This is a genomic window from Pseudomonas sp. F9001, from assembly GCF_013385435.1.
Classification (GTDB): domain Bacteria; phylum Pseudomonadota; class Gammaproteobacteria; order Pseudomonadales; family Pseudomonadaceae; genus Aquipseudomonas.
In genome coordinates, this window is sequence record NZ_JACAPX010000001.1 from 22641 (window position 1) to 35190 (window position 12550).

General features: G+C 58.7%; 11 protein-coding genes and 1 pseudogene. 5 read left to right on the top strand and 7 right to left on the bottom strand.

Annotated features, from left to right (window positions below; genetic code table 11):
• Nucleotides 1–111: 111 nt before the first annotated feature.
• Complete coding sequence (locus HX818_RS00105) at nt 112–714, top strand: peroxiredoxin (RefSeq protein ID WP_003172097.1); 603 nt, start codon at nt 112–114, stop codon at nt 712–714.
• 64 nt (nt 715–778) lie between these two features.
• Here HX818_RS00105 and rnt read toward each other — a convergent pair whose 3' ends face one another.
• Nucleotides 779–1456: a ribonuclease T gene (gene rnt, locus HX818_RS00110; protein ID WP_003208704.1), complete on the bottom strand. Its 678-nt coding sequence runs from the start codon at nt 1454–1456 to the stop codon at nt 779–781.
• Entirely contained in the window at nt 1453–2499 is a 1047-nt protein-coding gene (gene pyrC, locus HX818_RS00115; protein WP_003208703.1) for a dihydroorotase, read from the bottom strand. Before pyrC ends, rnt begins: the two co-directional genes overlap by 4 nt.
• 156 nt (nt 2500–2655) lie before the next feature.
• On the opposite strand from pyrC, the gene HX818_RS00120 reads away from it, so the two are divergent.
• The 3 genes from HX818_RS00120 (at nt 2656) to HX818_RS00130 (ending at nt 6201) form a co-directional block, all read left to right on the top strand.
• Complete coding sequence (locus HX818_RS00120) at nt 2656–3564, top strand: OmpA family protein (RefSeq protein ID WP_177019254.1); 909 nt, start codon at nt 2656–2658, stop codon at nt 3562–3564.
• Between the two features lie 129 nt (nt 3565–3693).
• A complete protein-coding gene (locus tag HX818_RS00125; RefSeq protein ID WP_003208700.1) occupies nt 3694–4911 on the top strand; it encodes an argininosuccinate synthase in 1218 nt (405 codons plus the stop codon).
• Nucleotides 4912–5568: 657 nt separating this feature from the next.
• Nucleotides 5569–6201 (top strand): response regulator transcription factor, encoded by a 633-nt coding sequence (locus HX818_RS00130; RefSeq protein WP_003208698.1) that lies wholly within the window; start codon nt 5569–5571, stop codon nt 6199–6201.
• A gap of 71 nt (nt 6202–6272) precedes the next feature.
• On the opposite strand, the gene HX818_RS00135 is transcribed toward HX818_RS00130, so the two are convergent.
• The 4 genes and pseudogenes from HX818_RS00135 to metG form a co-directional block, all read right to left on the bottom strand.
• The gene (locus HX818_RS00135) at nt 6273–6458 is read right to left on the bottom strand and encodes a PA3496 family putative envelope integrity protein (RefSeq protein WP_003208696.1); all 186 of its coding nucleotides are present in this window, start codon (nt 6456–6458) and stop codon (nt 6273–6275) included.
• Between the two features lie 107 nt (nt 6459–6565).
• Nucleotides 6566–7204, bottom strand: coding sequence for an endonuclease III (nth, locus tag HX818_RS00140; protein WP_010170146.1), 639 nt, complete (start codon nt 7202–7204; stop codon nt 6566–6568).
• 150 nt (nt 7205–7354) lie between these two features.
• Nucleotides 7355–8176: pseudogene (gene rsxB, locus HX818_RS00145) on the bottom strand (electron transport complex subunit RsxB); the annotation flags it as partial.
• A gap of 121 nt (nt 8177–8297) precedes the next feature.
• Complete coding sequence (gene metG / locus HX818_RS00150) at nt 8298–10349, bottom strand: methionine--tRNA ligase (protein WP_003208690.1); 2052 nt, start codon at nt 10347–10349, stop codon at nt 8298–8300.
• Nucleotides 10350–10521: 172 nt separating this feature from the next.
• Here metG and apbC point away from each other — a divergent pair, with 172 nt between their 5' ends.
• On the top strand, nt 10522–11616 hold the full coding sequence (apbC, locus tag HX818_RS00155; RefSeq protein ID WP_102369833.1) for an iron-sulfur cluster carrier protein ApbC: 1095 nt from the start codon (nt 10522–10524) through the stop codon (nt 11614–11616).
• Nucleotides 11617–12112: 496 nt separating this feature from the next.
• Here the strand turns inward: apbC and fdxA are convergent, their stop codons facing one another.
• Nucleotides 12113–12436: a ferredoxin FdxA gene (gene fdxA / locus HX818_RS00160; RefSeq protein WP_003208688.1), complete on the bottom strand. Its 324-nt coding sequence runs from the start codon at nt 12434–12436 to the stop codon at nt 12113–12115.
• Nucleotides 12437–12550 lie beyond the last annotated feature (114 nt).

Genomic DNA, 12550 nt, shown 5'->3' on the forward strand with positions numbered 1-12550 from the left:
GGTATGATGGTCGGTCTTCACGAAGCGTGATCACGTCACAGGCCTGTCGTTTAGCTGCGGCACACTGGGACGGATCCTTTTACTTCAGTCACCACCATCAGGAGATACCCAATGAGCGTACTCGTCGGCAAACAAGCCCCGGATTTCGACGTACCCGCCGTCCTCGGCAATGGCGAAATCGTAGACAGCTTCAAACTGTCTGAAGCCATCAAAGGCAAATACGGCCTGGTGTTCTTCTACCCGCTGGACTTCACCTTCGTCTGCCCATCGGAGCTGATCGCCCTGGATCACCGCATGGACGATTTCAAGGCGCGTAATGTTGAAGTGGTTGCCGTTTCCATCGACTCCCATTTCACCCACAACGCCTGGCGCAACACCGCCATCAATGATGGCGGCATCGGCAAAGTCAAATACACCATGGCTGCCGACATGAAGCACGACATCGCCAAGGCCTACGACGTTGAGTCCGAAGGCGGCGTGGCATTCCGTGGCGCGTTCCTGATCGACGACAAGGGCGTTGTACGCTCGCAGATCATCAACGACCTGCCGCTGGGCCGTAACATGGAAGAGCTGATCCGTCTGGTCGACGCCCTGCAATTCCACGAAGAGCACGGCGAAGTCTGCCCTGCCAACTGGAAAAAAGGCGACAAGGGCATGAACGCTTCGCCAGAAGGCGTTGCGGCTTACCTGACCGAGAACGCTGGCAAGCTGTAAGCCACGTTCGAAGCAAAAAAAACCGGCCTGAGAAGGCCGGTTTTTTTATGTGCGGGATTTGGCTTCAGTCGCCGAAGTCTTCCCAGCCGCCCATCTGTTTCCAACGGTTGACGATGCCGCAGAACAGCTCGGCGGTCTTCTCGGTGTCGTAGCGGGCCGAGTGGGCCTCACGACCGTCGAAGTCGATACCGGCAGCCTGGCAGGCCTTCGCCAGCACGGTCTGGCCATAGGCCAAACCGGCCAGGGTCGCAGTGTCGAAGCTGGAGAACGGGTGAAACGGGTTGCGCTTCATGTCCAGGCGGGCCACGGCGGCATTGAGGAAGCCCAGGTCGAAGCTGCTGTTGTGGCCCACCAGGATCGCGCGTTTGCAGCCATTGGCCTTCAGGGCCTTGCGTACGCCACGGAAGATGTCGGTCAGCGCCGCTTCTTCGCTGACGGCCATGCGCAGTGGGTGATCAAGCTTGATCCCGGTGAACTCCAGGGCCGCCGCTTCGATGTTGGCACCTTCGAACGGCTCGACGCGGAAGAAGTGGGTGTGTTCCGGGAACACGAAACCCTGTTCATCCATGCCGATGGTCGTGGCGGCGATTTCCAGCAACGCATCAGTGGCGCAATTGAAACCGCCGGTTTCTACGTCGATGACAACGGGCAGGTAGCCACGGAAACGCTCGGCCATCGGGTGACGGGAACCGCCACCACCGCCGCCGTGTTCCTGGTCGTCGTCGTAATGGTCTTCACTCACGGGTGTTCCTCCAGCAGGCGCCAGCGCAGTGTTTCACCGGCGCGCAGCGGGATAACGGTCAGCTCGCCAAACGGCAGGCTGGTGGGGGCGGTCCAGTCTTCACGGACCAGGGTAATGCGGTCGGTATTCGCCGGCAGGCCATAGAAACGCGGGCCGTTGAGGCTGGCGAACCCTTCAAGCTTGTCCAGGGCGTTGCGTTGTTCGAACGCTTCGGCATACAACTCGATCGCCGCATAGGCGGTATAGCAACCGGCACAACCACACGCGGCTTCCTTGGCGTGTTGGGCGTGAGGTGCAGAGTCGGTACCGAGGAAAAATTTCTCGCTGCCACTGGTGGCGGCATCGAGCAGCGCTACCTGGTGCGTGTTGCGCTTGAGAATCGGCAGGCAATAGAAGTGCGGCCGAATCCCGCCCACCAGCATGTGGTTGCGGTTGTACAGCAGGTGATGCGCGGTGATGGTCGCGCCGACGTTGGCCGAAGCCTCGGTGACGAACTGCACGGCATCGGCGGTGGTGATGTGCTCGAACACCACCTTGAGGGTCGGGAACAGCTCGACAACTCGGCGCATGTGCTCGTCGATGAAGATCTTTTCACGATCGAACACATCGACATCGCCACGGGTGACTTCACCGTGGATCAGCAACGGCATGCCCACTTCGGCCATGGCTTCGATGGCCGGCAGGATCTTGTCGATACTGGTGACGCCGGAGTCGGAGTTGGTGGTCGCGCCGGCCGGGTACAGCTTGGCGGCGTGCACGAAACCACTGGCCTTGGCCTGGCGGATTTCTTCGGGCTGGGTGCGGTCGGTCAGGTACAGCACCATCAACGGTTCGAAGCGGCTGCCGGCCGGTCGTGCAGCGAGAATGCGCTGGCGATAGGCGTCGGCTTCCGCGGCGTTACGCACCGGAGGTACCAGGTTAGGCATGATGATGGCGCGGCCAAACGTGCGCGCTACATCGGCCACGGTTTGGGGCAACGCAGCACCATCGCGAAGATGAATATGCCAGTCGTCGGGACGCAGCAGGGTCAGGCGGTCGGACATTGGGGATTCCAGGCGGGTCAATCTGGTGGGAATGCTACCGGAAAAGACTCTTGCAGGCACTCGCTATCAAGTTTTGCAGGATGCGACCGATATCCCTGGGTATGCCTTAACGATGTATGACGCCTTGATGTGTTGTAGAAACCAGTGGAGCCTCCCGTGCGCCAGCATTATCTAGCCCTGCTCAGTGTGTTCGCCAGCCTGCCCGCGATGGCCCTCACGTTCCAGACACGTCTGGAGAATATTGAGTGGAAAGTGGAGGGCGATAAATTCGAGTGCCGCTTGACCCAGCCGATCACCGATTTCGGCTCGGGCGAGTTCGTGCGCCGGGCCGGCGAGCAGGCGACGTTTCGCCTGAAAGCCTTTAACGGCTCGTTGGGTGCCGGTTCCGCAACCCTGTTGGCGGCGGCTGCGCCGTGGCAGCCGGGGCGTGGCGATATCAACCTGGGGGTGGTGCGTGTCGGCAGTGGCGATGTGCTGTTCAACAGCTCCCAGGCCCAGGCCGGGCGTTTGTTTACCGGCCTGCTCGAAGGGCGCAGCCCGACGGTGCGCCACTATAGCCGCGACGGCGGTTACTCCGAGATCCGCCTGCTGCCGGCGAAATTCAGCAAGGCCTACAACGACTACCAACTCTGCACCACCAAGCTGCTGCCGATGAATTTCGAGCAGGTCAGACAGACCGAGGTGGGTTTCCCGGGTGGCGGCATCGAACTGGACGCGGCGGCCAGGAAAAAGCTCTCGGTGATTCTCGAATTCATGAAAGCCGACCCGACGGTTAACCACGTCGAGTTGAATGGCCACTCCGACAACAGCGGCAATCGCCTGACCAATCGCGACGTTTCACGGCGTCGTGCATTGGCGGTGATGGACTACTTCAAGGCCAATGGCATCCAGGAATCGCAGATTACCCTGCGCTTTCATGGCGAAAGCTATCCGCTGGCGCCGAACACCAACGCGGCCAACCGGGCGAAAAACCGCCGGGTGAATATTCAGCTCGAACGGGTGGCAGCCCCCGACAAACCGGCGCCCCAGGCCAAGGCGCCAGGCAACGCTGCCGCCACCTCATAAGGTGCGGCGTTTCGTCGCCCGCTCGACATAATCTGTCGCTTTATCTTCATTTGCTGTCGCGCCTCTGTAATTTCACGGTTTTGGTCGGTAGAATCGACGCCTTTCCGTACAACCCCGTGGAGTGATGGCATGGCCGACGTAAACAAGGTCGTTCTCGCGTATTCCGGCGGCCTGGACACTTCGGTGATCCTCAAGTGGCTGCAGGATACTTATAACTGTGAAGTGGTGACCTTCACCGCTGACCTGGGTCAGGGCGAAGAGGTCGAACCTGCACGTGCCAAGGCGCAAGCCATGGGCGTGAAAGAGATCTACATTGACGACCTGCGCGAAGAGTTCGTCCGCGATTTCGTTTTCCCGATGTTTCGCGCCAACACTGTCTACGAAGGCGAGTACCTGCTGGGTACTTCCATCGCACGTCCGCTGATCGCCAAGCGCCTGATCGAAATCGCCAACGAAACCGGCGCCGACGCCATTTCCCATGGCGCCACCGGCAAGGGCAACGACCAGGTGCGTTTCGAACTGGGCGCCTACGCCTTGAAGCCAGGCGTAAAAGTGATTGCTCCGTGGCGTGAATGGGACCTGTTGTCCCGTGAAAAGCTGATGGACTACGCTGAAAAGCACGCGATCCCGATCGAGCGTCACGGCAAGAAGAAGTCCCCGTACTCGATGGACGCCAACTTGCTGCACATCTCCTATGAAGGCGGCGTGCTGGAAGACACCTGGACCGAGCACGAAGAAGACATGTGGAAATGGACCGTCTCCCCGGAGAACGCTCCTGACAAGGCCCAGTACCTGGAACTGACCTACCGCAACGGCGACATCGTCGCGCTGGACGGCGTCGAAATGACCCCGGCCACCGTACTGGCGACCCTGAACCGTATCGGTGGCGAACACGGTATCGGCCGCCTCGACATCGTCGAGAACCGTTACGTGGGCATGAAGTCCCGTGGTTGCTACGAAACCCCGGGCGGCACCATCATGCTGCGCGCTCACCGCGCCATTGAGTCCATCACCCTGGACCGTGAAGTGGCTCACCTCAAAGACGAGTTGATGCCCAAGTACGCCAGCCTGATCTACACCGGCTACTGGTGGAGCCCTGAGCGTCTGATGCTGCAACAGATGATCGACGCTTCCCAGGTCCACGTGAACGGCGTTGTGCGCCTGAAGCTGTACAAGGGCAATGTGATCGTGACCGGTCGCAAGTCCGATGAGTCGTTGTTCGACGCCAACATCGCCACTTTTGAAGAAGATGGCGGCGCCTACAACCAGGCAGACGCGGCAGGCTTCATCAAGCTGAACGCGTTGCGCATGCGCATTGCGGCCAACAAAGGTCGCAAGTTGTTCTGAGTGTTGTAAGTTGCAATGAAAAATGGCCCCTCAAGGGGCCATTTTTTTTTGGTTGAAAATACATCCGGAATCATCGGGCGCGCGCCTGTGTTTATTGTTCGCTTCGAAAAAGTTCAGGTACTCCAGGAGATGATCTGGAGTGTTTATATTTTTACGGGAGCAATGTTTATTAATTTCGCTCGATAAGTGATGCATTGTTGAAAGTGAGATTTTTTCTTGTAGGCAGGAACTATGTACTACAGAAAATTCACTCAGAAATGTACCGCGAATATGTCAGATGCTGACATGCCTGTAGGATTTATGGAGCGTTAGTAATTATGTCGAATGGAACTTTTAAAAACCCGGTTTCCCTCCGGGTTCACAGGTCTTCTGACAGCGCACAAGGGGCATTTCCTGAAACTTGTGTACGGCGCGTTTACCCGGGCCCGCGTAATCCTGGGAATTTTCACTCAAAATATGTTTGTGCTCGGAAAGTTCTGAAAGCCCCAACAAAACTGGATAGCTCCGATCTGGCGTTTTTTTGTAGGTTAAATCCTATGTCTTTGTGGGTTAGGTCTCTGCTTGCTGTTGCTTGGGGGGGAGCGCTATGCCAAGCGAGAAACGACTAGGCTATTGTGCTTACTCTTAATAATTCGAACAGCGAAATTGGACTTGCCCATGAATAAAGTGCTGATCGTGGATGATCATCCCGTCATTCGTCTTGCTGTGCGTATGCTAATGGAACGTCATAGTTATGAGGTCGTTGCCGAGACCGATAACGGTGTCGATGCCTTGCAACTTGCGCGCGAGCATATGCCGGACATTGTCATACTGGATATTGGAATTCCCAAACTCGATGGCCTGGAAGTTATATGCCGGCTGTCATCAACCAAACAGGCACATCCCTTCAAGGTGCTGGTGCTGACGTCCCAGGCGCCCGGGCATTTCTCGATGCGGTGCATGCAGGCGGGTGCTGCCGGCTACGTGTGCAAGCAACAGGATCTCACCGAGCTGTTGAGCGCGGTCAAGGCGGTGCTGTGCGGGTACAGCTACTTCCCCAACCAGGCGTTGAACTCGGTGCGCTCCACAATGGGTAACGCCAGCGAAGCGGACATGGTCGAGCGCCTGTCCGGCCGGGAGATGATGGTGTTGCAGCAGTTGGCCCGCGGCAAGACCAACAAGGAGATCGCCGATGGCATGTTCCTGAGCAACAAGACTGTGAGCACCTACAAGACCCGCTTGCTGCTCAAGCTCAACGCCCGCTCGCTGGTGGACTTGATCGAGCTGGCCCAGCGAAACGGCCTGGTGTAGGCCGGCCTCACATTTACATCCAGTCAGAAAAAAGCCTCCGCAAGGGAGGCTTCTGTTTATCGTTGGATCGATTAGAGATCGAAGTCGTAATCGGCCAACTGTTTTTGCAAGCGCCGCTCTTCCAGCAGGTTGTCGATGGTGCGGCGTTTGCTCAAATTGGTCTTGGCCACCTCTACCGGTGCTTCTGCTGCATCATCGTCGGATTCAGCGCCAACAACGTCGTCTTCTACATCCAGTTGTTCTTTGCCAGTGCTCATAAGGTTAACTCCAGGCTAAGACTGCCGTTGGCGCTCCTTATAACGATAATCTCGGGCCTGGTAAAAAAGATTTTTTCAATCGACTCATCGATAAAAGCAATGATGGCTCAATCGTCGGAAGTCTTTTCCTTGTATTCGCACAGGTCTTCGATGCGGCAGCTGCCACAGCGCGGCTTGCGGGCCTGGCAGACATAGCGTCCGTGAAGGATCAACCAGTGATGCGAGTCCAGCAGATACGGCTTGGGCACGAACTTCATCAGCTGTTTTTCCACCTCCACCACATTTTTTCCGCGGGCAATACCGGTTCGGTTGCTGACCCGAAAGATGTGCGTGTCCACCGCCATGGTCAACTGGCGAAATGCTGTATTGAGCACCACATTGGCGGTTTTTCGGCCAACACCCGGAAGGGCTTCCAGGGCTTCGCGCGTTTGCGGTACTTCGCTGCCGTGCAGTTCCACCAGCAGCCGGCATGTCTCGATGACATTCTTCGCCTTGCTGTTGTACAGGCCGATGGTCTTGATGTATTCGGACAACCCCTCAACCCCCAGCGCGTAGATCGCCTCCGGGGTGTTCGCCACCGGATACAACTTGGCGGTGGCCTTGTTGACGCCGACGTCTGTGGACTGGGCCGAGAGAATCACGGCGATCAGCAACTCGAACGGCGAGGAGTAGGCCAGTTCGGTTTTCGGTTCCGGGTTGTCTTCGTGAAGCCGGCGGAAAATTTCCAGGCGTTTTGCGGCGTTCATGGGGCGAGCGGTTCCTTGCGGACAGTCAGTGTGGTTACGAAAAACGGGCCCAATAACCCGAGCAGGATAAACGCGGCGTGCACCGGCAGTACACGCTTCATCACGTGGGGCCGGTGCTCAAGGGGTTCAGGTGCGGGCATCAGCCACCACCAGTGCCGCAAGCGCCTGCTCTGCCGTTTCGAAGTGCTGTTGCAGAATGATCAACTGCGACTGCTGTTCAAAGGTCGGCGGGTGGCCGAAAGCTTTCAGGGATTTGTGCAATTGGGCGCGGCTCATGGCCAGGTTGATCTTGGCCTTCTTCAAGGCGGCGTCCATGGCCGCGGCTTTTTGTGCACGAACCCGCTCAATGGCCGCCTGGACCGGGTTGACCGTGGCCGCAGCTACCGGGGCGGCGCGCTTGGAGCGTGCCTGGCGTTCGGCAAGTTTCTGTTCCTCTTCGCGTTGCAGCCGCGCGTTGCGCTGTTCAAACCGTCGCCGGGCCCGGTTGCGCTTGAGGCTGCGTGCCTCGCGTTCATGATCATTGGAGGCCAGCCCGCCGACAATCGGTACCACGGTGCTCAACGGACGCATTTCGATGCAATCAACCGGGCAGGGTGCTACACACAGGTCGCAACCCGTGCACTCGTCGACAATCACCGTGTGCATCAATTTGGCAGCACCGACGATAGCGTCCACCGGGCAGGCCTGGATGCATTTGGTACAGCCGATGCACTCCGCTTCACGGATAAACGCGATCTGTGCGGGCGCTTCCCCTCGAGATGTGTCCAACTCCAGCACCGGGAGCTTCAACAGCTGCGCCAGGCCTGTAATGGTTTCCTGGCCGCCCGGAGGGCACTTGTTGATCGCCTCGCCTTGGGCAATGCCTTCTGCGTAGGGCTTGCAGCCAGGATGCCCACATTTGCCACACTGGGTTTGCGGCAGCAGGGCGTCGATACGTTGAATCAGGCTCATGGTTTGATCATTGCGTTGGAACCCGGAAAAGCCACAGCCAACAACGGGCCGACAGCAAACAGAATCCGATTATCCGGCAAGCGAGGAGGGGGTACTAGCTGAAACCGCCCCATGGCCGAGACCATGAGGCAGTTAGCCATTGTTACTTGATGCGCTGACCCGGCTTGGCGCCGCTGTCCGGGCTCAACAGGTAGATCTCTTCACCGCCAGGGCCGGCCGCCATCACCATGCCTTCGGAGATACCGAACTTCATTTTCCGCGGCTTGAGGTTGGCGATCATCATGGTCAGGCGACCATCGAGCTTGGATGGGTCCGGATAGGCGCTCTTGATCCCCGAGAACACGTTGCGTTGTTCATCACCGATGTCCAGGGTCAGGCGCAGCAGCTTGTCGGCGCCTTCCACGGCTTCGGCCTTGAGGATCAGGGCAACCCGCAAGTCCACCGCAGCGAAGGCGTCGAAGTCGATTTCCGGCGACAACGGATCTTTCGCCAGTTCGCCATTGCCCGCAGGTGCAGCGTCGCCGGTATCGGTCTTGCTGGCCTCGAGGTCTTCTTTCGATGCGTCGGTCATGGCCTGCACTTTTACCGGGTCGATACGGGTCATCAGCGGCTTGAACTCATTCAACTGATGGTTGCCGAGCAGTGTCGCGTGGTCATTCCAGGTCAGCGGCGGCACATTGAGGAACGCCTCGGCATCGGCTGCCAGCAACGGCAATACCGGCTTGAGGAAGATCACCAACTGACGGAACAGGTTGACGCCCGTGGCGCAGATCGCCTGGACTTCAGCCTGCTTGCCTTCCTGCTTGTTCAGCGACCACGGCGCCTTGTCGGCGATCCAGGCGTTGGCGCGGTCGGCCAGGCCCATGATTTCGCGCATGGCCCGGGCAAAGTCGCGGGCTTCATAGGCATCGGCGATGCTTGGCGCCGCCGCCAGGAATGCATCGGTCAACTCAGGTGCGGCATTTTCAGCCACCAGCACCCCGGCGTTGCCCTTGTGGATAAACCCGGCGCAACGGCTGGCGATGTTGACCACCTTGCCCACCAGGTCCGAGTTGACCTTCTGTACGAAGTCTTCCAGGTTCAGGTCCAGGTCGTCGACACCACGGCCCAGCTTGGAGGCGTAGTAGTAGCGCAGGTATTCCGGCGACAGGTGGTCCAGGTAGGTGCGCGCCTTGATAAAGGTGCCACGGGACTTGGACATCTTCTGGCCGTTGACCGTCAGGTAACCGTGCACGGCAATGCCGGTTGGCTTGCGATAGCCCGAGCCTTCAAGCATTGCAGGCCAGAACAGCGCGTGGAAGTTGACGATGTCCTTGCCGATGAAGTGGTACAGCTCGGCCGTGGAGTCCTTGTTCCAGAACGCGTCGAAGTCCAGCTCCGGCGTGCGGTCGCACAGGTTCTTGAAGCTGGCCATGTAGCCGATCGGCGCGTCCAGCCACACGTAGAAGTACTTGCCTGGCTCGCCCGGGATCTCAAAGCCGAAGTACGGCGCATCGCGGGAGATGTCCCACTGTTGCAGGCCGGCGTCCAGCCATTCGGCAATCTTGTTCGCCACGGCGTCCTGCAGGGTGCCGCTGCGGGTCCAGGTTTGCAGCATCTGCTGGAAATCCGGGAGCTTGAAGAAGAAGTGCTGGGAATCCTTGAGTACCGGGGTGGCGCCGGAGATGGCCGACTTCGGATCCTTCAGGTCGGTGGGCGCGTAAGTGGCGCCGCATTTCTCGCAGTTGTCGCCGTACTGGTCCTCAGTGCCGCATTTCGGGCAGGTGCCCTTGATGAAGCGGTCGGCCAGGAACATTTTCTTTTCCGGGTCGAAATACTGGGTGATCGAACGCGTGGCAATGTGCCCGGCGTCCTTGAGGCGCAGGTAGATCTGGCTCGACAGCTCGCGGTTTTCGTCGGAGTGGGTCGAGTGGAAGTTATCGAAATCCACCAGGAACTCGGCAAAGTCGGCGCTGTGTTCAGCCTGGACGTTGGCGATCAGTTGTTCCGGGGTGATCCCTTCCTTCTCGGCGCGCAACATGATGGCCGAACCGTGGGCGTCGTCCGCGCAGACATAAATGCATTGATTGCCGCGATGCTTCTGGAAGCGCACCCACATATCGGTCTGGATGTACTCAAGCATATGGCCAAGGTGGATGGAACCATTGGCATAGGGCAGGGCGCTGGTGACGAGGATCTTGCGTGGCTCGGACATGGGGCTCGGCTACTTGATGAAACGGAGGTCGGCCACTATAAAGCGCCGGGAAATTTATTTCACCCCGTGCGGCTGTTTCCGGATTTTCCCGCAGGCCGAAAGCGTGCCGCTGGGGCGCTGGAACGGTTAGGATAGCCGCCTGTTTTAGTCAGTCTTTTTTCGGGAGTAGCCCATGAGCGCCGTCAATCGCGCAGCGGTGGAAGCCGTTCTTCGCCAGTACACCGACCCCTACCTGAACCAGGACCCGGTCAGCGCCGGGTGCGTACGCGCCATCGACGTGCAGGGTGACAAGGTTTCGGTCCAGCTTGAGCTGGGCTACGCCGCAGGCCTGTTCAAGAGCGGCTGGGCGCAGATGCTGCAAATGGCCATCGAAGGCCTGGACGGCGTCAGCGCGGCCAGGGTCGACATCCAGTGCGTGATCGCCCCGCACAAGGCCCAGGCGCAGATTCCGGGCCTGGCCAACGTCAAGAACGTGGTGGCCGTGGCTTCCGGCAAGGGCGGCGTGGGCAAATCCACCACCGCCGCCAACCTGGCCCTGGCCCTGGCCCGGGAAGGCGCGCGGGTCGGGATTCTCGACGCCGACATCTATGGCCCGAGCCAGGGCGTGATGTTTGGCATCCCGGAAGGCACCCGGCCGAAGATCAAGGACCAGAAATGGTTCGTGCCGATCGAGTCCCATGGCGTGGAAGTCATGTCCATGGCCTTCCTGACCGACGACAACACACCGATGGTCTGGCGCGGCCCGATGGTATCCGGTGCGTTGCTGCAACTGGTCACGCAGACCGACTGGGGCAACCTGGACTACCTGGTGATCGATATGCCGCCCGGCACCGGCGATATCCAGCTGACCCTGGCGCAGAAAGTGCCGGTGGCCGGCGCGGTGATCGTCACCACACCGCAGGACCTCGCGCTGCTGGATGCCCGCAAGGGTGTGGAGATGTTCCGCAAGGTCAACATCCCGGTGCTGGGCGTCGTGGAAAACATGGCGGTGCACATCTGCTCCAACTGCGGCCACGCCGAGCATCTGTTCGGTGAAGGCGGCGGCGAGAAGCTCGCGACCCAGTACGGCGTTGAACTGCTGGCGTCATTGCCGCTGTCCATGGGGATTCGAGAGCAGGCTGATGGCGGCAAGCCGACGGTGGTTGCCGAGCCCGATGGCCAGATTGCCATGGTCTACCAGGAGCTGGCGCGCCACGTAGGCGCGCGAATCGTCCTGCAGGAAGCCGAGGCCCAGGCAATGCCGACGATTACTGTCAGCGACGACTGATCCACCGGATGGGAAAAAAGCCTCGACCTTGTCGGGGCTTTTTCTTGCCTGATGAACACCAACGAGGCGTTTTTTACTCTTTTACGTAATTGCTGGTGTAAGCATTCACTTACTTTTTCGTAAGCGTTTGGGTTTTTTCATCGGCGGGGGCGTCTTGAATTGATTGCCTATATTTCTATCTTATTGAAATATAACGATTATTTATTCGCGTTTGAGCGCTTAAATCGAAAATCCGGCGGGTTGGATCCCGTTGAACTTCCCCGTGAACTCTCTAAGATCAGTCCTGTGTCCACGGATTGACACAGTCATCAAGGAACGATGATTCAGGGAACCTCGCAGGATGCGATTCATCAGGACGATGAAAAGGAACACAGGGACTAGGGAAAAAATGTGGGCGGGTCATACCGCCCCTTTTTTTTGCCTGTAGAAAAGTGAAACCCGCCCCGCAGAAATGCAAAAAGGCCCGCAAGGGGCCTTTTGGAGGGCATCGACGCTATCAGCGTTCGAGGTCGGCAATCTTGCCTTTTTTGCCATCCCACTCTGCCGCATCCGGCATCGGGTCTTTGCGCTCAGTGATATTCGGCCAGATTTCCGCCAGCTCAACGTTCAACTGAATAAATTCCTGCATCTCTGCGGGGACTTCGTCCTCGGAGAAAATAGCGACGGCCGGGCATTCTGGTTCACACAGGGCGCAGTCAATGCACTCGTCCGGGTGGATGACCAGGAAATTCGGGCCTTCGTAGAAGCAGTCCACCGGACACACTTCTACGCAGTCGGTGTACTTGCACTTGATGCAGTTGTCGGTGACGACGAAGGTCATTTCTAATTTTCTCCTCAGGCGGCGGCAGCGAAACCCTTTGTGGCAGGGCTCGCGAGGTTCGGGAGCGATAGTCTGCAGGCCAGGCTAAAAGCCCGCAGCATCCCAAACCGCGCG

Excerpts from the sequence above, each read along its gene's own strand:
- HX818_RS00105 (WP_003172097.1), top strand. The coding sequence starts at position 112 with ATGAGCGTACTCGTCGGCAAACAAGCCCCGGATTTCGACGTACCCGCC.
- pyrC (WP_003208703.1), bottom strand. The coding sequence starts at position 2,499 with ATGTCCGACCGCCTGACCCTGCTGCGTCCCGACGACTGGCATATTCAT.
- HX818_RS00125 (WP_003208700.1), top strand. The coding sequence starts at position 3,694 with ATGGCCGACGTAAACAAGGTCGTTCTCGCGTATTCCGGCGGCCTGGAC.
- HX818_RS00130 (WP_003208698.1), top strand. The coding sequence starts at position 5,569 with ATGAATAAAGTGCTGATCGTGGATGATCATCCCGTCATTCGTCTTGCT.
- HX818_RS00135 (WP_003208696.1), bottom strand. The coding sequence starts at position 6,458 with ATGAGCACTGGCAAAGAACAACTGGATGTAGAAGACGACGTTGTTGGC.
- nth (WP_010170146.1), bottom strand. The coding sequence starts at position 7,204 with ATGAACGCCGCAAAACGCCTGGAAATTTTCCGCCGGCTTCACGAAGAC.
- metG (WP_003208690.1), bottom strand. The coding sequence starts at position 10,349 with ATGTCCGAGCCACGCAAGATCCTCGTCACCAGCGCCCTGCCCTATGCC.
- apbC (WP_102369833.1), top strand. The coding sequence starts at position 10,522 with ATGAGCGCCGTCAATCGCGCAGCGGTGGAAGCCGTTCTTCGCCAGTAC.
- fdxA (WP_003208688.1), bottom strand. The coding sequence starts at position 12,436 with ATGACCTTCGTCGTCACCGACAACTGCATCAAGTGCAAGTACACCGAC.